Here is a 24,307-nt window from a genome sequence, read left to right as displayed (position 1 = left end):
TCAGTTCACCTCTTCCTTGCGCTTGAGACCCGGGAAGGCGCAGGCAATCTGCTTCACGCCCCATGGCATCGGGAACGCAATCGTCGCAATGCCGCCCTGCACCTTGATGACAACACCTTCACCGAACTTCACATGCACTACGACATCTCCCTTGGCAAGATTCGCATTCCTGCCCGATGCCGTAAAATGATCGACCTTGTATACAGGACGGGCATGAACAGTATCCACATGCCGCCCTGCAAAGCTCTGGGGCTGACGGTCTTCGTCATCGTCATCGTTTCCCCATGGCGATTTCAGCCGCGCATCCACCGCACCTTCATGGATGATATAGTCATCATCGATTTCCTTAATGAAGCGCGAAGGCGTACGGACCCGCTGCAGAATGAAGCTGAAGCCACCGGCCTCGCAGATATAGAGACGGTTTCTTGCCCGCGTAAAGGCGACATAGGCAAGCCGCCGCTCCTCCTCGATGCCCTTGCTGGAATCGGAAAGGGCGCGTTCATTGGGGAAGATGCCCTCGTTCATATCCGTCACGAATACCGTATCAAACTCCAGTCCCTTTGCCGCATGGACCGTCATCATCTGTACATAGTCGCTGGCCAGCGTCTCATCCCTGTCTCCGTACAGCGAAACAACCTGCAGATATTCGTCGAGGCTGCTGTCCGGATTGTTGTCCGTATACTCCTGGATATCGTCAATGAGTTCCTTCAGGTTCTCGATCCTGTCCGTTTCATGATCTTCTTCGAGCATCTTCTGATAGCCCGTATCTTCCATGATCATCTGAAACAGCTTCGCCGGCTCCAGACTGTTTTCCGTCTCCTGCTTGCGCCACTTTTCGACCATCGCCGTAAACTCGTTCAGCGTCTTCTGCGTACGCCCCGAAAACAGCTGCTGAGAAGCAGCAACCTCATACATGGTCATGCCGCTGCGGCGGGCCTCCTCTTCAATGCGGTCAATTGTCTTGGCACCGATGCCGCGGCGTGGCACGTTGATGATCCGCCGGAAGGCAAGATCATCGCCCCGGGTTACCATGCGCATATAGCAGAGGGCGTCTTTTACTTCCTGACGCTCATAGAAGCGGATGCCGCCGTAGATGATGTACGGAATCCGTGCATCGAGCAGTCCCTTTTCAAGCGAACGGGACAGATAATTGGAACGATACAGAATCGCAATGTCCTTGTAGGCCTTGCCCGCATCATGGAGACGTACGATCTCGGAAGCGACGTAGGCCGCCTCCATCTCATCGTCTGTGCTGGCATGGTGAATAATCTTCTGATCCGACTGCCGCTCGGTAAACAGCTCCTTCTTGAGACGGTTGCGGTTGTTGCGGATCACGGAGTTGGCACCATTCAGAATGCAGGAGGTCGAGCGGTAGTTCTGATTGAGCATGATCGTAACGGCATTGGGAAAATCCTTCGCAAAGTTCAGAATGATGTTCACATCCGCTCCGCGCCACGTATAGATCGTCTGGTCCGGATCACCGACAACGTACAGGCTGTTGTCCGGTCCCGTCAGCTGACGGATCAGCTCATACTGTTTGGCGTCGATGTCCTGAAACTCATCAACGAGAACATACGAAAAACGGCGCTGCCACTTGGCAGCGATATCGGAGAACTGCTTGAACATCCGCACCACCCAGAGAATGAGGTCATCAAAGTCAAGGCCATACAGCTCTTCCTGCCGGTGGACGTAGAAGGCATAGATCTTCGCCTTCTTTTCATCGCCGTTGTACCCGTTGGCAAGATCCGCTGCCCTTTCAGGCGTAATGTCACCGTATTTGCAGTTGGAAATGTAGTCGAGCGCCGAAGCATACGAGATGTCCTGCGCGGACGTTTCCAGTGCCTTGTAGGCTTCCTTGAGAATCGCCTTCTGGTCTTCCGCATCGAGCACCGTAAAGTTGCGCGGCCAGCCCATGGCGGCGATATCTTCACGCAGCACACGGACGCAGAAGCTGTGGATCGTGCTGATCCACGGTGCACTGGTATCTTCCGGAACGAGCTTGCGGACACGTTCCTTCATTTCGTTGGCCGCCTTGTTGGTAAAGGTGATCGCAAGAATCTTTCTTCCCGGCACGTGCTCATCTTCGATCAGATGCGCAATCCGCATTGTCAGAACCCGGGTCTTTCCCGAGCCGGCGCCGGCAACGACACGGATATATTTATGGTCATCGAGAACCGCTTTTTTCTGGTCCCCGTTAAGGCTGCTGACATCAATCATGGCGTACTCCTGTAACCCGCCCATTATACCATCGGCACCTAGGCCGCATGCTATAATGAGGGCCATGAGAAAAGGAGGCTGAACAATGGTATTAGTTGCCGATCAATGGAAGAATTACCGCCTCCTCGATGCCGGAGACGGAGAGAAACTGGAGCAGTGGGACAGGATTGTCCTGCGCCGCCCCGACCCGACCGCCATCTGGCCGAAAGATACGAAGGAGAAGCGCTGGAATACCTGTGATGCCGTCTATCATCGTTCGGACAAGGGCGGAGGCAGCTGGGAATACAGAACAAAGCTTCCCGAGTCCTGGAACATCAGCTACAAAAACCTGACGTTCCGCGTCTCACCGACCGGCTTCAAGCACACCGGCATTTTCCCCGAACAGGCCGTCAACTGGGACTGGATGAGTGAGCTCATCGCCAGCCACAGCAGCGAAAACCTCCACATTCTCAATCTATTCGCCTACACCGGCGCGGCCACGATGGCGTGTGCCGCAGCGGGTGCCTGTGAAGTCGTCCACGTCGATGCGGCCAAAGGAATGGTGCAGTGGGCGAAGGACAATATGCATCTGAGTCATCTCGAGGATCATACGATCCGCTTCATCGTGGACGACTGCCTTAAATTTGTGGAACGGGAAAAGCGCCGCGGGCATGTGTACCAGGGCATCCTGATGGATCCGCCAAGCTATGGCCGCGGGCCCAACGGCGAAATGTGGAAGTTTGAAAAGGACATACAGCCGCTGCTGGAGGCTGCTCTTGAACTTTTGGATCCGGATCATCCGCTGTTCTTTCTTCTGAACAGCTACTCCGCCGGCGTATCGCAGACGACGGTTCATAATATGCTCGCAACGACGATCGGTGTGAGCCATCCGGAAGGTATTCTGACTTCAGGCGAGATCGGCATCCGCATGCAGGATCGTGACATGATCCTGCCATGCGGCGTCTATGGAAGATGGCAGCGCCATGATTAAGGTACTGTACGAAGACAATCATCTGCTGTGCGTCGAGAAGCCGGTCAATGTGCCGGTGCAGCCGGACGGCAGCGGCGATGTCAGTATGCTTGATCTTTGCAAAGACTATCTGAAAACCGCCTACAACAAGCCGGGCAACGTGTTCTGCGGCCTCGTGCACCGTCTGGACCGTCCGGTCGGGGGAGCGATGGTCTTTGCCAAAACATCCAAGGCCGCTTCCCGCCTGTCCGAAACAATCCGTACCCACAAGATGATCAAAGCCTACATGGCCGTCATCGAAGGCGTACCTGACAAAGAAGAAGACACGCTGATTGACTATCTGGTGAAGGATCCCCGCACCAACCGCGTATCCGTCACCGATGCCAAACACGGAAAGAAGTCGTTTCTTTCCTACCGCGTCCTGGGCACACGAAACGGAAAGTCGCTGGTCATGATCGAACTCGGCACCGGTCGTCCCCATCAGATCCGGGTCCAGTTTTCCAGCCGCGGCTGGCCGCTCGTCAATGATCAGCGCTACAACCCGCACGCTGAAAAAGGGCAGATCGCCCTTTGGGCGTGGCATCTGGAATTTCCGCATCCCGTACGCAAAGAGACGGTAGCCGTCGAATCGCTGCCGCCATGCACGGTGCCATGGGATCTGTTCAAGGAGGAACTCTATGACGAAGAAGAAGAAAAAGAGGAGACTTCGTTTTCGGATCCGTCTTCCGCAGCTTCAGAATAAGAGCACAAAGGACAACGGAAACACCTCCTCACAGCCTGTCAGGCGTAAGAAAAAGGTCAAGCGTCATCTGCGCAAGGAACTGATCTATGTCATGGCGGCAATCGTCGCCCTGATCCTTGTCATCACGATTCCGCGCTATCGCACCAACAAGGCGCTGCGCGATCTTGGCTACGACAATGCCACCATCAAGAATATCCGCGCCCAGAAGCTGACCGATACGCTGCTGGATAATCAGTACTATTCCGCCTACCTTGCCCAGAGTATCAACGACGGGACACTGAATCTGGATTACCTTCCCTACTACACCTCGGTCAGTACGGACCGCGGCCTCTCCAATGCCGACTTCCTGCTGATCGGACGTCTATTGGATAAGGGCTACGAGCAGGATCAGATCCAGAATCTTCTCTCGAGTCTTCACTACTGGGAGATTACGCCGCTGCTTGTCTTCGACTATCAGCCGATCGAGCAGAATTATATTGATGACTGTCTGGCCCATGAAGATGTCAACAGCCAGAGTCACTTCGAGCTGAGCAACTCCTACTATACGCCGTACCAGGATCCGATCCCGGTACCGGTCACGGATGCGACGATGCTCGTAAACAAGACCTACTACCTCTCCGACACCTATACGCCGGATCCTCTGGTGGATCTGAGCACCTGGTACGCCGCCACCGGCCGCCAGCTGCAGCAGGAAGCGGCGGATGCGCTGGCAGCTTTATGTGACGCGGGCCGTGCGGTCGGTGTCACCTTCTATGCCGCAAGCGCCTACCGCGACTACCAGTCCCAGTCCACGATCTATAACAGCTACATTTCCAGCATGGGACAGGAGGCGGCCGATGCCGCAAGCGCCCGGCCCGGCTATTCGGAACATCAGACGGGCCTGGCCGTTGACCTTGCCGCATCGAACGAAGACGATCACGCCGAATTCAAGGACACCAACGCCTTCATCTGGGTCTCGAGCAACTGCTACACCTACGGCTGGATCCTGCGCTTCCCCGAAGGAAAGGAAACCATCACCGGCTACGAATATGAGCCGTGGCACTATCGCTATCTCGGTGTCGACCTCGCCACCAAGGTTGCCGCCTCCGGCATGACGTATGACGAATACTGGTGCCTCTATCTCAAGCCATGGGACAATGAGGCCAACAAGCCGAGTGACGCCATCCTGAATGCCCTTGACTCCACCTCTTCATCCAGCAGCGCAGAGGCTTCGGCAGACGCATCCGCCGCAGCTTCCACTGCCGCAGCCCAGTAACCTTCACCTATAAACAGCGGGCAAAGACTGAACCGGTCTCTGCCCGTTTTTCTGTCCATAAATCATCCAGGCTGGGTTGCGTCCATAAATCAGTAATCCCAAAAAACGTAGAATTCTACGTTTTTTGAATTCTGATTGTGGGCAGGCTGGGCCGAAAATGGAACATGTTCCGGGTAAAAACATAACACCCTCTGCTGAGGAAGAATACAATATCACCCGTATGACAAATACAAGGACACAGGATCTTACCACCGGCCCGATCCTTCCGCTGCTGATCAGGTTTACGATCCCGCTGGTGCTGGGCAATCTGTTGGAGCTGACCTACAACGCTGTTGACAGTATGATCATCGGCCGCTTTGTCGGCACCAATGCGCTCGCCGCCGTCGGTACAAGCAACCCGCTGATGACGCTGATCCTTCTTTTCAACAACGGGATCTGCCTTGGAGCAGGCATCCTGATCAGCTACGAATACGGAGCCAAACATCTCGACACCCTGAAACGCCAGGCTTCTTCCGGCTTCGTCGCCGGCGCCGTCTTTTCGATTCTGTGCGCCCTTGTCTTCATTGTGCTTGCCGCCCCGATCCTGCGTCTTCTGCAGGTGGATGACGAAATTCTAAGTGACTCCGTCCTCTATCTGCGCATGGTTATGATCGGCATGGTCTTCAGCTATATCTACAACTATCTCGCCTCGCTGCTAAGGGCGATGGGTGACAGCCGCTCCCCGCTCTATTTTCTGGCGATCAGCGCAAGCCTCAACATCGTCGGCGACCTCTTCTTTGTCGCAGTTCTTGATATGGGCATTTTCGGAGCCGCCCTGAGCACCATTCTCTGCGAAGGAATCAGTGCCCTTCTCTGCTGGATCTATACCCAGAAGAAGATACCGATCCTGCGACTTGGCAGACAATGGCTCATCGTCGACACCAAGCAGCTCAAGCGCATCCTCTCCTTCGGCATCGTTTCCGCCCTCCAGCAGTCCGCGGTTCAGATCGGAAAAATTGCGACCCAGGCCATGGTCAACCGCCTCGGCATCGCTGCCACCGCCTCCTTCAATGCGACCAACCGCCTCGATGACTATGCCATCGTCCCGGAACAGAACATGGCCCACGGCACCACAAGCATCCTCGCCCAGAACGTCGGCGCAAAGAAAAACGACCGGGTCGTAAAGACGTTCCGCCTCTCGCTTCTGATTCAGATCATCTACGGAATCGCGATCGGTGTACTGACCTGGTTTACGGCCCGGCCCTTTGTACGCCTGTTCTCCAATGACCCAGAGGTCATTGAACTCGGCGTATCCTACATACGTACCATGTCCTGGTTCTATACCCTTCCAGCCGTGACCAACAGTCTGCAGGGCTACTTCCGCGGCATCGGCGACCTGAAGATCACGCTCGCCTGCAGCCTCATCAACATCATTACCCGCGTCATTGCCTGCGCCGTTCTGCTGGAATATATGCACATGGATTTCGGCGCCCTTCCGATTGCCTATGCCATCGGCTGGCTCGCCATGTTAGTGGTTGAGATTCCATGGGTTCACAGGTTCATGCGCAGCACACAGAATCTCTTTGAAGAACACTAACCATCAATTGTTACGTCGCCGCTGACCGTGCTGATCCTGATCGGATTGCGCCCGTGCACCGTATCCACATTCACTTCAATATCTCCGGATACCGAAGCGCTCGACACAAGATCAACGCCATCAAGATCACCCACATCGAGGTCCGCATCACCGCTGACCGTCGCAATATCAAGACGATCAAACGGATCATGCAGCGTCAGGTCCAGATTGCCCGATGTCGTATGAAAGGAAGCCTTCTTCATTCCGCTCAGGTCCAGGGAAAAATCGCCTGATACCGCCGAAGCCGACACATTTTCAACCGTACCCTGCAAATCCGCATCTCCCGAAGTCGTGTCGATGTTCAGCGTACCGCAATACTTCAAATCTCCATCGACATCACCCGAGAAGGTGTGGAACTTCAACGCTTCCGCATCCAGATTCTCCAGCCTCACGTCACCTGACATCGTTTTCACATCAATGGACGAAAAGCCCCGCGGCACATAGACCACCAGATCCTGCAGATCCTCAAGGATCCCCATGAAGCCCGCAAAGCCGCCGTGACGCTTCGTATTTTCATCGATCACGAGCTTGTCACCGAATACCTGCTGACGGACCGTATTGTCGCAATCCACCACGAGTTCATCCTCATCCGTCCCGATCAGTGACACATCCCGCGATCCGACATTGATTTCAAGATGATGAACTTCCGAAGAATAAGGGGACGACGTGCTGTCACCGCTGCTCTGTTCCGCCTTTACCGCGCGCTGAGCCAGCACGCTGCGCAGCGAACTGCCGCCTTCTTCCTTCGCAATGGAAGCCAGGAGGCTGTCCAGATTGCCGATACTGTCGATGACCTTCTGCTCCGCCTTCTCTTCGCTCATGCCTTTGGCAAGGCACTCGTTATAGCGGTCCTGGCAGTTCTGCAGAATTTCTTCCTTCAGATCACGGCTCTCAGCCGTCTCTTCATACTTGGAAAAAACCTCTTCAATGTAGTTCTTAATGCGGTCCATACCGTTCAGCCCCTTTTTCCTTTCTCATTCACGTCCGAAAGATGAATCAGCTTCCGGATCAGATCCATTGCCGCATCCCACTCCGCGACACTCGAGAGATACACCGTTCTTCCCTCATCGGTGATTTTATAGTAGCGGCGGCGCGCACCGCTGTTTTCACTGCCCCAGTAGGAGGTGATCAGCCCCTCCTTCTCCAGCCTTCGAAATGCCGTATACAGCGTCGCTTCCGAAAGCTGATACTGCCCACTGGAAAGCTGCTCAATATCCTTGTTGATCTGGTAGCCGTACGAATCCTGTTCCATCAGAAAGCGCAGAATGATCGCATCCGTACTTCCCCTGAGAAGATCAGCCGCGATTGCCATTCAGATCACTCCTTCTTGCGAACGGATCGCTCACACCATGCATCTCAAACTCCGCCGCCTTCCACTCCGGGTAGTGCGGACGGCGCACCGCCTCACGCAGATCCTTATGATTTCTGTTGCGATGATCAGTCATTACGTTCCGCTTCATAGGATTGCCTCCTTGTCTTACAGAGACAATATAGTCAGATATACCTCATGTGTCAAGGTATATTGCGTGTCAATTTATTTTCGCCCTGAAGGCAAAAAGAAAACCGGCACAATCACCGGTTTCTCTCAGATTATGACTGCATCCTCCGCTTTTTCAGATACTTCTGGATCTGCCTGTTCTCATTCATGATCAGCTTCAGAGCCTCTTCATCGCTCATTTCATCCGACCAGCCAATGAACATTTTTCCGATTTCGAAGGTCTCCGCCACAAGTTCCTGCGGCGGAATCCGGCCGGACTCATAGTCGGAAATCAGTCCACCGATCTCCTCCCTCGCATCCTTGAGCATCGCAATGACAGTGTTGATGGGTTCTTCTTCCATAGTGTCCTCCTGCGGATTGATCATTCAAAGATCTATCTATTATTTTACCTTTTTTCCGCATAGCGCGCATTCCGGAGCACAGAAAAACCGGATCAGTCACCGGTTTTTTCGTTATATTCACGATGTTCGGTTTCAAGGTATTCCGTATCGACAGGATCCTCGCCCTTCTCCATCTTCGGCACCCCGAAGAGGCGGTTGCTCAAGGACAGGATCGGATGCCAGTGCGGATTGATCATGCCCGTATACTCAATGAAGAGATCCGACAGCAGAAGAAGAATCAGAATCACGATGATGCCCGCCCCCGGATTGAAGTACGTCAGAATTGAAGCCGACGCAAACAGAGCCGTCACCAGGTACAGAATCAGCACCGTCTTCTTATGGCCAAGCTTCAGCTTGAACATCAGAATATGATGCAGATGACCACGGTCCGCCTCCATAATCTTCTGCCCACGCAGTTTGCGCCGAAGAATCGCAACCAGCGTATCCGAGATCGGAATGAACAGTGTCAGAATCGGAAGACCCAGCGAAATGAACGCCGTCGTCTTGAAACCAAGCAGCGAAAGCGCCGCAATCGTAAAGCCCATGAACTGCGCACCGCAATCGCCCACGAAGATCGACGCCGGATGAAAGTTATACGGAAGAAAGCCCAGAATTGCGCCGCACAGCGTCAGCGTAATGATGCACACGTCACGGCGTCCCATGAAATAACCGATCAGGCCGATGGATGCCGCCACAATCGTACAGATGCCCGACGACAGGCCATCGAGACCATCAATCAGATTGATCGCATTCGTCACGCCGATCAGCCACAGAAACGAGAAGAGCCAGACAATGACTCTGTTGGTAATATGCAGCGACAGAATATGAATCTCATCCAGCGCCAGCGAACCGATCGACAGCGCCGCCGCAGCCCCGGCCACCTGAAACAGCAGCTTCACCTTCGGAGGAAGATCATAGATATCATCCAGAAGGCCACCGAAGAAGATAATTGCCGCACCGATCAGGATACCGTTCAGCTTCGCATCCGTCCGCCACAGCACCGCCAGCGACACATAGAACGCCGACACAATCGCCGTACCGCCGATGCGCACGATCTTGCCATGATGCACGGTCCGCGCATTTTCTTCAGCATAGATGCCGAGCTTCCAGCCAATCCGCTTGCACACCGGAACCAGACACACAGAAATGACAAAAGGAAGAATGAAATACGGCAACGCACCAAGCACAAGATTCATCCGCTCTTCCCTTCTTTCTGCAAGTTCTCCAATTATACCATGAAGGGCAGCGTGCATCCCACGCTGCCCCGTGTTACTCATGCGATTGACATCAGGCCGAGAATGAACTCTGCCAGCATCCACCCCAGGGAAGCCGCCAGGATCCAGTACAGCACCTGCGCCTTCGCCACCCGGCCCTTCTTCAGAAACCGCTGAAAGTCCAGCGCATCCAGAGCCCAGAAACTGATGGCGAAGCACACAATCCGAATCGTTATCGAAACGATATAGTCAGAGGACATCAATTACTTCGTCCCGAAGATACGGTCGCCCGCATCACCAAGACCCGGCACAATGTAACCATTCTCATTCAGATGATCATCCAACGCCGCCAGATAGATATCCACATCCGGATATTCCTTCTGAACCGCACGCACACCTTCCGGAACACCGACCAGGCAAACCAGCTTGATATTCTTTGCCCCGCGCTCCTTGACCGAATGAATCGCTGCCAGAGCACTGCCGCCAGTCGCCAGCATCGGATCAACGATCATGACAACCGCCTTGTCCAGATCCTTCGGGAACTTGGCAAAATACTCATGCGGCTGCAGCGTCTTCTCATCACGGTACAGACCAATGAAGCCAACCTTGGCCGTCGGAACCAGCCGGCGAATACCATCCAAAAGACCGATGCCAGCACGCAGAATCGGAACAATGACAACTTCCTTGCTCAGCTGATAGCCCGTGCACGGCGCAACCGGCGTCTCAATGTCAACCGGCTCCACCGGAAGATCACGGCATACCTCATACGCCATCAGCTCCGCAATCTCATCGAGATTCTCACGGAAATCCTTCGTACCCGTCTCCTTGCGGCGCATCTGGGTCAGTTTGTGTGTAATCAGCGGATGATTCAGTACTTCCAGCATGGAATGAAATCCTCCTTTTTTCCTGTCCCTTATCTTAATAGGCTCAAAATGGAAACGCAACGAAAAATATTGGATTCACCCACCACCGAAGCGCCCAAACGCAGATGCTATACTGAACACGATGAAAATCCTGATTCTTCCCGACACTTCACATCCCGCGGAAGACAGCTGCCTCCTGCTTGCCGAATCCATCGCAAAGACGCTGTCCCTCCGCCATCATACCGTTGCCTGCTGCCTTCCCCAAAAGCAGGCCTTTTCCGACTGCACCCGCTTCCCTTCCCCGTCACAGCCAGTACACCTCTTTTCTAAAACCTATGAACAGAAGCCGACCATCGAAGAAGACTACTGGAACCTGGGCGCAACGAAATACCGCTTCCTCAAGGAAGATCTCACCGCCATCGCCAATGCCGTCCACAGCTTTGAACCGGATCTGATCATCGACTGCGGCCGGATCGCAGCTCCAATCGCTGCCGCATTGACGAATGTCCCCTGCTGGAGCTTCATCACCGCCGCCAGCTTCAAAAACCGCCGCTTCGATGCCAAATGTCTTTCCGGCGTCAACCGCCTGTTGACCGAAGTCAAGGTGGAACAGATCCTGCGGCTCACCGATCTCTATCATCACTGCAGCACACTGTTCACCTTTGGAACCGCGGCCTCCCAGCCCTTCACGGACCATCCCGGCCTGCGCCGCTACGGCTCCATGTTCCATGAACTCACACCGACCGCCGGCAAGGATCTCTGCATCTTCCTGGCCGAAACATCGATCCACCCTCACCGCCTTCTCACCATGACACGAAAAGCCTTCGCGGGCGCCGGCTATAACGTAAAGATCTATCTGCCCAACATAAAAACGCACACCGAGGGAAATCTCATCTTCGTGGACCACGTAGATGAACATTTCATGGACGGCGCGCGCGCCTGTGTCAGTGATGGAAATTTATGGATCTACAATCTGGCAAGTACCCTGGCCATTCCCCAGTGCATCATTGCCAACAACGGCTGGCAGCGCAGCCGCACCGCCACCGCCGTTCAGCGCATGGGCATCGGAACGGCACGGCTCGATCTGGATCTATCCATGGAGCTGCTGTACGAGTCGTACCGGGTCATTCTGAGCCATGACCGCTTCCGTGACAATGCCCTGCTGCAGGAAGTCTCCTTACTGAAAATGCCTGACATTACGCAGATGGCAATAGACATTGAAGCGTCACTTCACCGCTAATGCTTAATCCGGTCCCGGTTGTAATTGATGAGGCAGCCGGCGAGCAGCGTTTCCTTCTCCTGCTCGTCAAGAGTCCCATAGGTTAATGCGAGCGGCGATACACTGCCATCGCTTCCTACCACATACGCCTTTACAGGCGTATTTTTTTCAAGGCTTTCACGGATGTCCTTCACAAAGATCCAGTCGCCTTCCTTGAAGGCATCCGGCGTCTTTGTCTCAAAGGGCACGATGCCCCAGTTAATGCAGTTGGTGCGGTAGCGCTTTGTCGCATATTCCTGCGCAATGTTGGCACCGCCGCCAAGCACACGCTGGCACGATGCGGCCTGTTCACGGGCACTGCCATCGCCCGGCTTATTGGCATAGATGCAGGATTCAATCAGCGTATCTGCGGCCGATGTCGTTACGCCGCTGCTGTTCAGTGCCGCATACACCTTCAAAGATTCCGCCTCAGTCTCTGAAGCTCTGCGCATCGCATCCAGCTTCGCAACGGCTTCCGCCTTGGACACATACTGTGGATCCCTGCGGCCCAGCGCAAACTGCGCCAGACGCAGCGGATTGGAGCGGAAGCTTGATGTCTCACCCGAAGGGATCAGCTCATCGGTCGTCGTCACCGGATCATCAATATAGGTCACAACCTTCAGAAGAAGATCATCACTCAGCGCAGGAATCTCAGGCCAGTCCTTGATGTTCGGCCCAAAGACAAGCTCCGTTTCCGGCTCTGCCTTACCCCAGCCGTTGTACACACGCTTCTCATAAATCCCCTGATCAAAGGTAAAGGAAGGAACCTCATATACCGCTTCTTCGCCAAGCTCGTCCGCCCCCGTCAGAATGCCCTGGTTACGGGCCGTGGCCGCAATCGAGCGGGCATCCATCAGACCGACCGCCGCAATCTGTCCCTCCGCAGGCTTCGAACCTTCACGGTTCGGGAAGTTGCGCGTCGTATGACGAATCGAGAATTCACCATTGGCCGGCGTCTCTCCGGCACCGAAGCACGGGCCGCAGAAGGCTTCCCGCACAATCGCACCGCTCGCCGTCACATCGGCCAGCACCCCGTTGCGCGCCAGCGCAAAATATACCGGCAGCGAATCCGGATAGACACTGAGACGGAACTCGCCATTGCCGCAGTCACCGTTTTTCAAAATGTGCGACGCCGCACAAATGTTTTCATAGATGCCGCCGCTGCAGCCGGCAATGATGCCCTGATCCACATGGATCCGGCCGCGGTCATCGATCTTCGACACCAGATCCATCGTCACACCGTTCAGCTGCCTGTTCGAACGATCCTGCGCCTCTTTCAGAAGCTCATAGGGATGTTCCTTGAGATCACTGATTCTCACCGCATAGCTCGGATGCATCGGCAGCGCAATCATGCTGGAGATCTCGGAAAGATCCAGCTCAATCGCACCATCGTAGCAGGCACCGTCACTGACGCTCAGCTGCCGATAGTCCCCCGGGCGGCCATGGATCCGGTAGTATTCTTCCGTCACCGCATCCGTCTCCCAGATCGAAGAAAGGCATGCCGTCTCCGTCGTCATCACATCGATGCCGTTGCGGAAATCCTGCGAAAGGCCATGGATGCCCTCCCCCGCAAACTCAAGAACCTTGTTGCGGACAAAGCCGCTGTGATATACCGCACCGACCAGGGCAAGCGCCACATCATGGGGACCGACGCCGGGCTTCACCTTTCCCGTCACATGAATGAGAATCGCCTTCGGCTCAGCCAGGTCATAGGTCTGATTGATCAGCTGCTTCACCAGCTCGCCGCCGCCTTCGCCGATGCCCATCGTTCCAAGGGCACCATAGCGCGTATGCGAATCCGAGCCCAGGATCATCTTCCCGCAGCCCGTCATCATCTCACGGTTGTAGCTGTGAATGACGGCCAGGCATGGCGGAACATAGATGCCGCCGTACTTATGCGCCGCACTCAGCGCAAAGCGATGATCATCCTCATTGATCGTCCCACCGACCGCACACAGCGTATTGTGGCAGTTGGTCAGAACATACGGCACCGGAAACTTCGTCAGACCCGAAGCACGCGCCGTCTGAATGATGTTCACATACGTAATGTCATGCGACGTCAAGGAATCAAAGCGGATGTGGTACATTCCGTCACTGCCCGTGCTGTGCGCCGAAAGAATACGGCTGCTCAGCGTCTTTGAGCGATCAAACGCCTCACCTTCCGCCAGCGGAACTAGCTTTCCGCCCGCATATTTCACCTTCTGATCAATCAGCTTCATCTCTTATTCTCCAAAATCCCGGCAATCACGGCATCCGTAAACACGGATGTCGTGCCCGTGCCGCCGATATCAGGCGTCGCCGCCTGAGGATCGGCGAGTGCTTTTTCCAGTGCTGCTTTGAGGCAGTCTGCCTTATCTTCCATGCCGTGATCTCTCAGCAGCATCTCAAATGCCATTAACAGCGCTGTTGGATTTGCGATGCCCTTGCCGGCAATATCCGGTGCCGATCCATGCACAGCTTCATAGATAACGGTCGCGTCGCCGATGTTGGCACTCGGCGCAAAGCCAAGGCCCCCGACAAGTCCCGCACACAGATCACTGATAATATCGCCATACAGATTCGGCGCCACCAGCACATCAAACTGTGTCGGATCCGTGACCAGCTTCATGCACAGGGCATCAATGATGACGCTGTCAAAGGCAATGTCCGGATACTCTTTCGCGACGTTTCTGGCTGCCTCAAGAAACAGGCCGTCCGTTTCCTTCATGATGTTTGCCTTATGTACCGCTGTCACCTTATGACGACCATTCCTGCTTGCGTAGTCAAAGGCGAAGCGGACAATGCGCTCGCTGGCCGGCCGCGTAATCAGCTTGATGCCATGGGCCGTATTGTCATCGACCCTGTATTCCAGACCCTTGTACAGATCCTCCGTATTTTCACGGACAATGACAAGATCCACATTTTCATAGCGGCTCTTGACACCGGGGATCGAATGCACTGGCCGCAGATTGGCATACGTATGAAACATCTGGCGCAGCTGCACATTGATGGAACGGAAACCGGTTCCGATCGGCGTCGCGGTCGGTCCCTTGAGGGCGATTCCCGTTTCCTTGATCGCATCCGTCATTCCTTCTTCAAACAGAGCTCCGCTCTTTTCATAATATCCGGCACCGGCGGCGAACTTCCGCCAGTGAATTCCTGTATTCAGGGCTTCCGATACCTTTCCAACACTTTCTGCAATTTCAGGTCCAATGCCGTCGCCGGCAATCAATACTGCGTCCATGGCACATCCTCCTGTTCAATTTTCACTATTTTACCCTCTGGTTCCTTCTTAGAATATAATCAAGATTAAAAAATGAACGGAGGCAGAGGTATGACCGATTTCTATCCCGATGTTGCCCAGCTGGCACCGGAAGATCTCAAACTGCTGTGCACAGAGTTCCGTCGCAACAACTACATCAACCCCGATATCAGCGACAAATACGGCGTCAAGCGCGGCCTTCGCAACGCCGATGGAACCGGCGTACTGGCCGGTCTCACCAACATCTGCGACGTCATCGGCTACCAACGGCAGAAGGACGGCACTCCGGCCCCGATCAAAGGAAAACTCATTTACCGCGGCATTGATCTCGACGAGATTGTTGAAGAAGGCATCAAAAAGGACCGCTTCCTCTTTGAAGAAGTGGAGTGGCTGCTGCTGTTTGGTTCCCTGCCGACCGAGAAGAATCTGAAGCGCTTCTCGGAAATCCTCGAAAGCCACCGTGAACTGCCCAACGGCTTCCCGGAAACCATGATCATGAACGCACCCTCTCCCAACATCATGAACAAGCTGGCCCGCTCCGTTCTGGCCATGTACAGCTACGACGAGCATGCGGAGGATACGTCGCTGGAAAATATCATCCGCCAGTCGGTCAATCTCATTGCCGGTCTGCCTACGATGATGATCTATGCCTACGAGACAAAGCTCCACGTCTATGAGCACAAGTCACTCTACTTCCACTATCCGCGCCATGGCCTCTCGACGGCGGAACATATTCTTTCCATCTACCGTCCCGATCAGCAGTTTACGCACGACGAGGCGAAACTTCTGGACCTGTGCATGGTTGTGCATGCCGATCACGGCGGCGGAAACAATTCAACCTTCACCGACCGCGTCGTCTCCTCAACCGGCACCGATACCTACTCCGCCATCGCTTCTGCCATCTGTTCCCTGAAAGGTCCCAAGCACGGCGGCGCCAACCACAAGTGCATGCACCAGCTGGACTGGCTCATGAATAACGTCAGCGACCCCACCAACGATCAGCAGGTACTGGACGCTCTGCGCGCCATTCTGCGCAAAGAGGGAAGTGACGGATCCGGTCTCATCTATGGCGTCGGCCACGCCGTCTATACCCTTTCCGATCCACGTGCCCAGATCTTAAAAAACAGCTCCCGCCAGCTGGCCTGCCAGAAGGGCTTCGAAAAGGAATGGAACATGCTCACGGCCATCGAGCGCCTCGCCCCCGAAGCTTTCTATCTTGAAAAGCACAGTTCCAAGCCCATCTGTGCCAATGTCGACCTCTTCTCCGGCCTCATTTACCGGATGCTCGGCATCGCGGAGGATCTCTATACCCCTCTTTTTGCCATTGCCCGCTGCGGCGGCTGGTGTGCACACCGCATGGAGGAAGTCGCCTTCGCCGACCGCCTCATTCGTCCCGCCTATAAATACGTCGGAGACAGTAAACGCCCCTACATTCCACTGGAAGATCGTACCGACAACTCTTAATTTAGATACAACGATGCCCGGCAGACTGATTCTCTGCCGGGCGTATTTCATTATTCAACGCTTTTCAAGGCGAATGACCCACGGATCCCGTGTACCGATGTTGTAGGCCTTCGCAAAGTTTCCCTGATTGATCGCCAGACCAATATGATCCATCGAGTTCACATACAGCAGCGGCTCACCGATCTCAACCTCCGCAAACGTATGACCATATGTCACAAACGAATGATAGACCCGCGTCTTTCCGCGGTAGATACTGACATCCACCTGCTCATGAACCTTCACATTCAGCTTTTCAAACAGCTTGCGGCTGATATCCGTCCACAGCGAACCGAAGCGTACATCCAGCGTCTCGATCGTACCGGTAATGGCATTGCCCTCAAGAACAGCCTTCTTTCCTTCCAGACGGATGATATCCTTCGGATCAAACGAAGGACCGATGTTTTCCAACTGAAGTTTTCCCGACGCCAGCAGCGCACCCGTATAGGCATACACATCACGACCATGGAAGGTCCAGCTGTGCTCACTGTCACGCCGACGTCCGACCGACTCCTCAATCTCGCGTACCTCTTCAATGCCGATGACGCGGTCGATATGCGTCAAGGTACCGTTATCCGGGCTCACGATCAGCTGACCACGGCCCGTGCGGGCAACAACAGACTTGCGCTTCGAGCCGACACCCGGATCAACGACCGACACAAAGACCGTACCCTCTGGCCAGTATGGCACCGCCTGCAGCAGACGATAGGAAGCTTCAAACGTATCATAGGGCGGAATCTCATGCGTCAGATTGTACACACGCAGCGAAGGATCCACCGACAGCGCCACACCTGTCATTGCCGCAACCGCACCATCCACAAGACCGAAATCACTCTGCAGAACCAGAATTCCATTTGTTTTCATAAAAGCCCACCGCCTTTCCAGAACACAAGAGGAAGTTTACCCTTTCCATCCGGAAATACCAAGCATCATACTCTGCATGATATACAGAAAACCGGGACACTGCTTTGTGCCCCGGCGCCTCCTTCTGTTTTCTTTAACGCTTATTTACGATTCGTGATCTTACCAACATTCTTGATCACGATCGAAATGGTACCATCCTCGTTGTTGCGGAACTCGATCAGATCCGTTTTCTGATAGTAGTCCGTCGGAAACACGATCTCAATGCCCGTATCCGTCATCAGCTTCTGATTGCGGATCCAGCGATTGACGGCAGCGGCTGTCGTCTGCGTTTCCTTCGGCAGCTCGGCCTCGACCGTACGCTTCAGAAACTGCTGCTTCATCTCCGGCTTCTCGAACACTTCTTCCGCCACATCCTCCAGAGAAAAGCTGCCTTCCTCTTCCACGTTGTCCTTCACCGCCTGCTTTACCCTTGACAGTAACAGGCTCGGATTCTCATCATGGCTCAGGGCAACTTCACTGGCAATCTCCTGCACATTCTGCAGAATCTCCTTCGTACTCTTTTCCTTTGTGCAGTGAAGAATATTATCTGCGAGCATGGCAGTTCCATCCCAGTCACCCTCATCCGCAAAGCGGATTTCCATGTTCAGAAGGTTGACTGCCGCAAAACTCTTCGGCCGCTTCGATACCGCCGGCATCGTACGGCACGCCGCCAGCGAATTGACGGACTTCCCCGCCTCATTCACCTGCACCGTATGCATCAATGCTTCCTGACCCTCCAGCAGAACGAAGCTGAAGTAAGGAACACCATCCTTCTGATAGTCCGCCACCAGCACATCGATACAGCGGCTATGCGCACTGGCATACTCCCTCAGCGGTGCCAGTATTTCCCAGGAAACATCGAGAAAGTTGCGCTTCTTCTCAAAGTAGTCCTTCAGCAGTTTCAATGCCGGACTGTCTTCTTCAAAATATCCCTTCGAAGCTGTGGTGCCACCATGAATCCGGCGCACCTGACGCATCACATAGCCCTCAAGAAACGGATCCTCCAGATTCAGCGTATCCTCCGAGCAAAGAATCTGATTGTCGGCCGCATCCAGCACATGCAGCACCGCCCTGGAAACGATTAACGCCGGCGCCGCTTCCTCTTCTACCAGTTCCTCATCCGCCATACTTAATGAAACTGCTCCAGAAATTTTGCAATGCGCACACACGCCTCTTTCAGCGAATCCAGCGAATAGGCGTAGGAAATACGCACAAAGCCCTCACCCGCCGGCCCGAACGCATTGCCCGGAATCACTACTACATGCGCCTCCGTCAATAGACGCGAAGCGAAGTCATAGCTTGAAAGCCCCGTCGAAGAAATGTTGGGGAACACATAGAAGGCACCCTTGGGCATCGCGGTCGGCAGCCCCATCCGGTTCAGCTGATTCACCAGAAAGTTGCGTCTACCCCTGAACGACTCGAAGTGTGTCTCAATGTCCTTGTCCGATCTCGGGTTGACGGCTTCAATCGCCGCAAACTGACATGGCGTCGCCGGACCCATCGCCGAAAACTGATGAACCTTGTTCATGGCATCGATGATCACCGGCTCCGCCAGCGCATAGCCAAGCCGCCAGCCCGTCATCGACCACGCCTTCGAAAAACCGTTGACCACGATCAGATGGTCCTTCAATACGTCGCGGAACTTTGCGATCGAAGCCTTCTCACCTTCGTAGGTCAGCTCCAGATAGATCTCATCACAGATTGCCACAATGTGATGCTTCGAAAGGATCGGCACAATCGCCGCATAATCCTCTTCACTCATCACGCCGCCCGTCGGATTGGACGGATAGTTGAGAATGATCGCCTTCGTACGCGGAGTAATCAGCGCCTCCAGCTGCTGCGGCTTCACCTTGAAGCCATCGCTCTCCTCCAGCTTCAGATACACCGGCACACCGCCGACCATCTTGACCAGAGGCTCATACGCCACATAGCCCGGATCCAGAACGATGCACTCGTCGCCCGCATCCATCGTCACCCGCAGCGCCAGATCAATTGCCTCACTGGCACCGACTGTCACCAGCACATTGTCCGCCGTATAGCCATCAATGCCAAACCTGCGCGCATAATACTCCGCAATTCCTTCCCTCAGCTGTGTCAGGCCAAGCGTCGGCGGATAGTAGGTTCTACCCTTCTCCAGCGCATAGATGCCTTCCTCGCGGATGTGCCATGGCGTCGGGAAGTCCGGCTCACCAACCGAAAGTGAAACAACATCCGGCGTACTGCGCGCCAGATCAAAGAACTTCCAGAGCAGCGAAGGCTCCAGACTCTGTGCATATTTACTCAGAAGATCACTCATGCCGTTATCAGCTGACGCTCATCCTTCAGCTCCTCCGACTCCATCATTACGCCTTCCACCTTGTACTTCTTCAGCAGAAAGCACGTCACTGTCGAAGTGACACCGTCAATCGGCGCCAGCTTCTGACCCACGAAGTCCGCAATCTCACGCATCGTCTGACCTTCAACGAACACCATGAATTCACTGTTCCCACTCATCAGATACAGCGACGTAACTTCATCAAAACGCGCAATGCGCTGCGCAATCTTATCGTAGCCGACATCCCGCTCCGGCTTCCCGCTGACTTCGATGATGGCACTGACCCGGTCCGTATTCGTCCTGTCCCAGTTGATCACCGTATGATAGCCGCAGATCACATGCGTCTTCTCAAGATGATCCTTCTCGGCCTCCACCTGTTCCACGGATGCGTTCAACACATCCGCCAGATCCGCCGTCGAAATACGCGGATTCTGTTCCAGAGCCTTCAGCAGCTGCAGCGTATCCATAATGTTCTCTCCTTCAATCTGTATATGACGCCTATTGTAACGCAAAAGGCAGCCTCACGGCTGCCCGATTCCTGTTCAGCGAATCCTGGGATCCGGGGATCAGTTCTCCCCTTCACCGACCGATTCAACCTCTACGCCTTCCGTATCGCCCTGTGCCTCACCATCCATGATCGCACCGCAGAACGGACAGACCGGTTTCTCAACACCTACCGTCCCATGACAGTTAGAACAATCACATTCCGGCAGATAGAGTAACCCTGAAACAGAAGCTGGATCCTGCTTCGTATGATGAATCCAGTACGCATGAACCACTTTCTTCCCGTCTTCCATTCATTCCCCCTGTCACTGCCACTTCTTTTTTACATTATAAATCGGAAATTTCCCATTTATAAGTGATATTAGTCTTCCGCGCGCAGCTCAAACAGCATATCCCTGAGTTCCGCAGCTCTTTCGAAGTCCAGCTGCTTAGCAGCCTCCTTCATCTCAGCCTCCATATTGTTCAAAAGCGTCGCACGATCCTTCTTCGAAAGCTTCGCCTTCTTGGCCACGTACCTGGCGGCCATCGCCTGCGTCTCCTTGCCACGGATCGCCTCTTCAATCGGCTTCGAAATGGTCTTCGGAACGATGCCGTGCTCCGTATTGTACGCCTCCTGAATCCGGCGCCGACGGTTCGTCTCCGAGATCGCAGCCTTCATCGAATCCGTCATCACATCCGCGTACATGTAAACTTCACCGTTCGCATTGCGCGCCGCACGACCGATCGTCTGTACCAGGGAACGCTCGGAACGAAGGAAGCCTTCCTTGTCCGCATCCAGAATGCACACCAGAGACACTTCCGGAATATCGAGACCTTCACGCAGCAGGTTGATGCCCACGATCACATCGATCTTGCCCGCCCGCAGATCATGAATCACCTGCGAACGCTCCAGCGTCTTCGTCTCATGGTGCAGATAGGAAACCCTGAATCCACGCTCCTTCAGATACTCCGTCAGATCTTCTGCCATCCGTACCGTCAGCGTCGTAATGAGAACCCGCTCATTGCGCTGGATCCGCTTCTCAATTGCCTCACAGATATCATCCACCTGCCCATGGGTCGGCTTGACGGTAATCTTCGGATCCAGCAGCCCCGTAGGACGAATGATCTGCTCAACCACCTGATGATGCACGTGATCCAGCTCATAATCGCCCGGCGTCGCCGAACAGTAGATGACCTGATTCAGCATCCCCTCAAACTCTTCAAAGCGCATCGGACGGTTGTCAAGCGCACTGGGAAGACGGAAGCCGTACTTCACCAGCACCTCCTTGCGCTGACGATCACCGTTGTACATGCCGCGGATCTGCGGCAGCGACACATGCGACTCATCCACAAACAGCAGAAAATCCTTCGGAAAATAATCGAACAGATTCCACGGACGCTGACCCGGCTTACGGCCATCAATGTGCATCGAATAGTTTTCAATGCCCGCACAGTAGCCGTTTTCTCTTAACGCTTCTAGATCAAAGCGCGTCCGCTGTTCCAGACGCTCCGCCTCCAGTTCCTTCCCGTTGTCATGAAAGTACTTCAGCCGCTGTTCCAGCTCCGCTTCAATATCATCGCAGGCCCGGTTCATCGACTCCTTACTGCGCGCATAGCCGCTGGCTGGAAAGATGTTGTAGAACTGATAGCCCTGCAGCGTCTTCCCCGTCGTCGGATCCACTTCCGTAATCCTATCCACTTCATCGCCGAACATTTCGATCCGGATATTGAACTCGTTGGTATAGCTCGGCGTCACCTCAATCACATCGCCACGCACACGCAGCGTACCGCGCGTCTGATCCACGTCATTGCGCCGGTATTGCAGATCTATGAATTTTCTTAACAGCGCATTGCGCTCAATTTCTTCCCCGACCCGGATCGTAAAGAACATGTCCTTGTACTGCTTCGGATCACTGGCCGCATAGATGCACGCAACCGAAGCCACCACGATCGTGTCCCGCCGCTCCAGAAGCGAATTCAGCGCCGACTCACGGAACATGTCCAGCTCCTCATTGATCGCCGCCGTCTTTTCAATATACTGATCCGTCTTGGGCATGTAGGCTTCCGGCTGATAGTAGTCAAAGTTGGAAACGAAGTACTCCACCCGATTATGGGGAAACAGCTCCTTGAACTCCGAATACAGCTGACCAGCCAGCGTCTTGTTATGGGAAAACACCAGCGTCGGCCGCTGCACGCGCGCAATTACATTGGCCATCGTAAACGTCTTGCCCGTACCGGTCGCGCCCTCCAGTACCTGTTCCTTCTTCCCTTGGGAAAGACCCTCGACCAGCGCATCAATCGCCTGCGGCTGATCTCCCGTCGGATGAAACGGTGAAACTAATTCAAACGGGTGACTCGCATCCATTCAGCACCTCGCACTTCTCTGCCTCACAGCAGCCGTATCTTCACTTCCATTGAGCAGTTCAATGCCCTTCATCAGCTGCGTATCCCGCGTCTCATCACTCAGCCACAGCGACACCACATCCGTCAAAAGCGCATTGTACATCGTCTGATTCAGCGTACCGTCACTCTCCAGCTCATGATCACTGGCAAACTGGAGCAGCGCCGCTTCCGCCGCATCACTGAAATAGCCGTCCGTACGATCCACATCGTAGCCAAGATACTGCAGACACTTTTCCATCTCTGCAACCCGGTCCGATACCGAATCCGGCGCATAGCTTTCATCCTCACCGAAATCCGTATAGGTCGATGTCAGAATGTCCGGCAGCTTCACTTCCACATCCGGCGCAATGCCCGTGTTGTTCACCCACACGCCGGACGGGCTCATCCACTTCGAATTCGTATACTTGATCGCCGAACCGTCGTCAAAATACTTCGTCACCTGCACCGTACCCTTGCCATAGGTCGTTGTCCCAACGATCGTCACATCGTCGCGGCCCTCTTTCATCGCCAGCGTAAATGCCTCGGCTGCACTTGCCGTATTCTCATTGACAAGAAGAACGATCGGGCCAAGACCTTCATACGTCCCGCCATCGGTCTTCATCTCCTGTTTCGTACCATCGCTGTACTCACGTACCAGGAACACCTGATCCTTCGCCAGAAAACAGTCAACCACCCCCTGCAGCGCCTCCAGATAGCCGCCGCCGTTATCACGCAGATCAATAAGAATTCTGGTCACACCCGCATCCTGAAAATGATCCAGCGCATCCTGTACTTCCTTGGCCGTCGTATTGCCGAACTGCAGAATATGCAGATAGCCGATGCCATCGTCACGTACCGTATAGCTCGTCGTCGACGACACTTCGGCCCGCGTCATGGTAAATGTCACGGTCTTTCCATCGCGCAGGAAGTCGATCGTAACATCCGTACCTTCTTCGCCACGCACCAGATCCTGAATCTCGGTTGAGGTCAATCCGTCAACCACCTTGCCGTCGACCGCATGAATGATGTCATTGACCTCGACGCCCGCCCTTTCCGCCGGCGAATCGGGAAGAACACGCGTAATGATATGAATGCCGCTGTCCAGCGTGCGGAACTCAACACCGATCCCGACAAGATTACGGTTGATCATCTGCGTAAAGTCCGTGATCTCCTGTTTCGTCATGTATTCAGTATGGGGATCTTCGGAATTGGTCGTCATGCCGCTGAGCGCCTGATCCACCAGACGATCCTGAACATCGTCGATCTGATCCGCGAAGAACCAGTCATTCGTCATGATGTCGAGCACCTGTTCGTATTTGGTCGAAGAAGATCCGGTCGTCGAAACGTTCAGATCCTCGCGCAGATGATCAAACAGACCGATCGGCACGATCGATCCGACACACCAGCCAAGCGCAACCGCCGCCGCAATCGCCACCAGCAGCGGAAGACGGATAGAATCTCTGCTTTTCTTCTGTTTCTTCTTTTCCGGCATG

The 24,307-nt window shown here is 54.5% G+C and carries 23 protein-coding genes; 6 read left to right on the top strand and 17 right to left on the bottom strand.

The window, feature by feature from the left end; all coding sequences use genetic code 11:
- On the bottom strand, positions 1 to 2,217 hold the full coding sequence (locus C1714_RS05115; RefSeq protein WP_102342178.1) for an ATP-dependent helicase: 2,217 nt from the start codon (positions 2,215 to 2,217) through the stop codon (positions 1 to 3).
- Positions 2,218 to 2,302: 85 nt separating this feature from the next.
- Between C1714_RS05115 and C1714_RS05110 the strand changes: the two genes are divergently transcribed.
- The 4 genes from C1714_RS05110 (at position 2,303) to C1714_RS05095 (ending at position 6,739) form a co-directional block, all read left to right on the top strand.
- A complete protein-coding gene (locus C1714_RS05110; RefSeq protein ID WP_102342177.1) occupies positions 2,303 to 3,187 on the top strand; it encodes a class I SAM-dependent methyltransferase in 885 nt (294 codons plus the stop codon).
- The gene (locus tag C1714_RS05105; protein ID WP_245305052.1) at positions 3,162 to 3,908 is read left to right on the top strand and encodes an RluA family pseudouridine synthase; all 747 of its coding nucleotides are present in this window, start codon (positions 3,162 to 3,164) and stop codon (positions 3,906 to 3,908) included. Before C1714_RS05110 ends, C1714_RS05105 begins: the two co-directional genes overlap by 26 nt.
- Positions 3,844 to 5,163 (top strand): M15 family metallopeptidase, encoded by a 1,320-nt coding sequence (locus C1714_RS05100; RefSeq protein ID WP_102342176.1) that lies wholly within the window; start codon positions 3,844 to 3,846, stop codon positions 5,161 to 5,163. The genes C1714_RS05105 and C1714_RS05100 overlap by 65 nt, the downstream gene beginning before the upstream one ends.
- A gap of 220 nt (positions 5,164 to 5,383) precedes the next feature.
- Positions 5,384 to 6,739 carry an MATE family efflux transporter gene (locus C1714_RS05095; protein WP_102343149.1) on the top strand — a complete coding sequence of 452 codons (1,356 nt, stop codon included), beginning with the start codon at positions 5,384 to 5,386 and terminating at the stop codon, positions 6,737 to 6,739.
- On the opposite strand, the gene C1714_RS05090 is transcribed toward C1714_RS05095, so the two are convergent.
- From C1714_RS05090 to upp, 7 genes are all read right to left on the bottom strand, one after another.
- Positions 6,736 to 7,728 carry a DUF4097 family beta strand repeat-containing protein gene (locus C1714_RS05090; protein WP_102342175.1) on the bottom strand — a complete coding sequence of 331 codons (993 nt, stop codon included), beginning with the start codon at positions 7,726 to 7,728 and terminating at the stop codon, positions 6,736 to 6,738. The two genes, C1714_RS05095 and C1714_RS05090, sit on opposite strands and share 4 nt — an antisense overlap.
- A gap of 5 nt (positions 7,729 to 7,733) precedes the next feature.
- Positions 7,734 to 8,090: a PadR family transcriptional regulator gene (locus tag C1714_RS05085; protein WP_102342174.1), complete on the bottom strand. Its 357-nt coding sequence runs from the start codon at positions 8,088 to 8,090 to the stop codon at positions 7,734 to 7,736.
- Positions 8,074 to 8,238 carry a hypothetical protein gene (locus tag C1714_RS13965; protein ID WP_167849938.1) on the bottom strand — a complete coding sequence of 55 codons (165 nt, stop codon included), beginning with the start codon at positions 8,236 to 8,238 and terminating at the stop codon, positions 8,074 to 8,076. Before C1714_RS13965 ends, C1714_RS05085 begins: the two co-directional genes overlap by 17 nt.
- A 130-nt stretch (positions 8,239 to 8,368) precedes the next feature.
- On the bottom strand, positions 8,369 to 8,617 hold the full coding sequence (locus C1714_RS05080; RefSeq protein ID WP_102342173.1) for a hypothetical protein: 249 nt from the start codon (positions 8,615 to 8,617) through the stop codon (positions 8,369 to 8,371).
- Between the two features lie 92 nt (positions 8,618 to 8,709).
- Positions 8,710 to 9,852, bottom strand: a complete 1,143-nt coding sequence (locus C1714_RS05075; RefSeq protein WP_167849937.1) for an MraY family glycosyltransferase — start codon at positions 9,850 to 9,852, stop codon at positions 8,710 to 8,712.
- 77 nt (positions 9,853 to 9,929) lie between these two features.
- Complete coding sequence (locus C1714_RS05070; protein ID WP_102342171.1) at positions 9,930 to 10,130, bottom strand: DUF1146 family protein; 201 nt, start codon at positions 10,128 to 10,130, stop codon at positions 9,930 to 9,932.
- 3 nt (positions 10,131 to 10,133) lie between these two features.
- Complete coding sequence (gene upp / locus C1714_RS05065) at positions 10,134 to 10,754, bottom strand: uracil phosphoribosyltransferase (protein WP_102342170.1); 621 nt, start codon at positions 10,752 to 10,754, stop codon at positions 10,134 to 10,136.
- Positions 10,755 to 10,875: 121 nt separating this feature from the next.
- Here upp and C1714_RS05060 point away from each other — a divergent pair, with 121 nt between their 5' ends.
- A complete protein-coding gene (locus C1714_RS05060; protein WP_102342169.1) occupies positions 10,876 to 11,973 on the top strand; it encodes a hypothetical protein in 1,098 nt (365 codons plus the stop codon).
- Here C1714_RS05060 and C1714_RS05055 read toward each other — a convergent pair.
- Positions 11,970 to 14,210: a hydratase gene (locus tag C1714_RS05055; RefSeq protein WP_102342168.1), complete on the bottom strand. Its 2,241-nt coding sequence runs from the start codon at positions 14,208 to 14,210 to the stop codon at positions 11,970 to 11,972. The two genes, C1714_RS05060 and C1714_RS05055, sit on opposite strands and share 4 nt — an antisense overlap.
- A complete protein-coding gene (locus C1714_RS05050) occupies positions 14,207 to 15,214 on the bottom strand; it encodes an isocitrate/isopropylmalate dehydrogenase family protein (RefSeq protein ID WP_102342167.1) in 1,008 nt (335 codons plus the stop codon). Before C1714_RS05050 ends, C1714_RS05055 begins: the two co-directional genes overlap by 4 nt.
- A gap of 90 nt (positions 15,215 to 15,304) precedes the next feature.
- Here C1714_RS05050 and C1714_RS05045 point away from each other — a divergent pair, with 90 nt between their 5' ends.
- Complete coding sequence (locus tag C1714_RS05045; protein ID WP_102342166.1) at positions 15,305 to 16,696, top strand: citrate synthase; 1,392 nt, start codon at positions 15,305 to 15,307, stop codon at positions 16,694 to 16,696.
- A gap of 54 nt (positions 16,697 to 16,750) precedes the next feature.
- Here the strand turns inward: C1714_RS05045 and C1714_RS05040 are convergent, their stop codons facing one another.
- From C1714_RS05040 to C1714_RS05010, 7 genes are all read right to left on the bottom strand, one after another.
- The gene (locus tag C1714_RS05040) at positions 16,751 to 17,596 is read right to left on the bottom strand and encodes an SAM hydrolase/SAM-dependent halogenase family protein (protein WP_102342165.1); all 846 of its coding nucleotides are present in this window, start codon (positions 17,594 to 17,596) and stop codon (positions 16,751 to 16,753) included.
- A gap of 140 nt (positions 17,597 to 17,736) precedes the next feature.
- Positions 17,737 to 18,762, bottom strand: a complete 1,026-nt coding sequence (locus C1714_RS05035) for a nucleoid-associated protein (RefSeq protein ID WP_102342164.1) — start codon at positions 18,760 to 18,762, stop codon at positions 17,737 to 17,739.
- Between the two features lie 2 nt (positions 18,763 to 18,764).
- Positions 18,765 to 19,931, bottom strand: coding sequence for a pyridoxal phosphate-dependent aminotransferase (locus tag C1714_RS05030; protein WP_102342163.1), 1,167 nt, complete (start codon positions 19,929 to 19,931; stop codon positions 18,765 to 18,767).
- A complete protein-coding gene (locus tag C1714_RS05025) occupies positions 19,928 to 20,416 on the bottom strand; it encodes an Lrp/AsnC family transcriptional regulator (RefSeq protein ID WP_102342162.1) in 489 nt (162 codons plus the stop codon). The genes C1714_RS05030 and C1714_RS05025 overlap by 4 nt, the downstream gene beginning before the upstream one ends.
- A gap of 99 nt (positions 20,417 to 20,515) precedes the next feature.
- Complete coding sequence (locus tag C1714_RS05020) at positions 20,516 to 20,746, bottom strand: hypothetical protein (RefSeq protein ID WP_102342161.1); 231 nt, start codon at positions 20,744 to 20,746, stop codon at positions 20,516 to 20,518.
- 68 nt (positions 20,747 to 20,814) lie between these two features.
- Positions 20,815 to 22,797 (bottom strand): excinuclease ABC subunit UvrB, encoded by a 1,983-nt coding sequence (uvrB, locus tag C1714_RS05015; protein ID WP_102342160.1) that lies wholly within the window; start codon positions 22,795 to 22,797, stop codon positions 20,815 to 20,817.
- On the bottom strand, positions 22,798 to 24,306 hold the full coding sequence (locus C1714_RS05010; RefSeq protein WP_102342159.1) for a S41 family peptidase: 1,509 nt from the start codon (positions 24,304 to 24,306) through the stop codon (positions 22,798 to 22,800).
- Between the last annotated feature and the right edge of the window lies 1 nt (position 24,307).

It is taken from the genome of Galactobacillus timonensis (assembly GCF_900240265.1).
GTDB classification, from domain to species: Bacteria; Bacillota_I; Bacilli_A; order Erysipelotrichales; family Erysipelotrichaceae; genus Bulleidia; species Bulleidia timonensis.
This window is presented reverse-complemented; position numbering and strand designations above follow the sequence as displayed.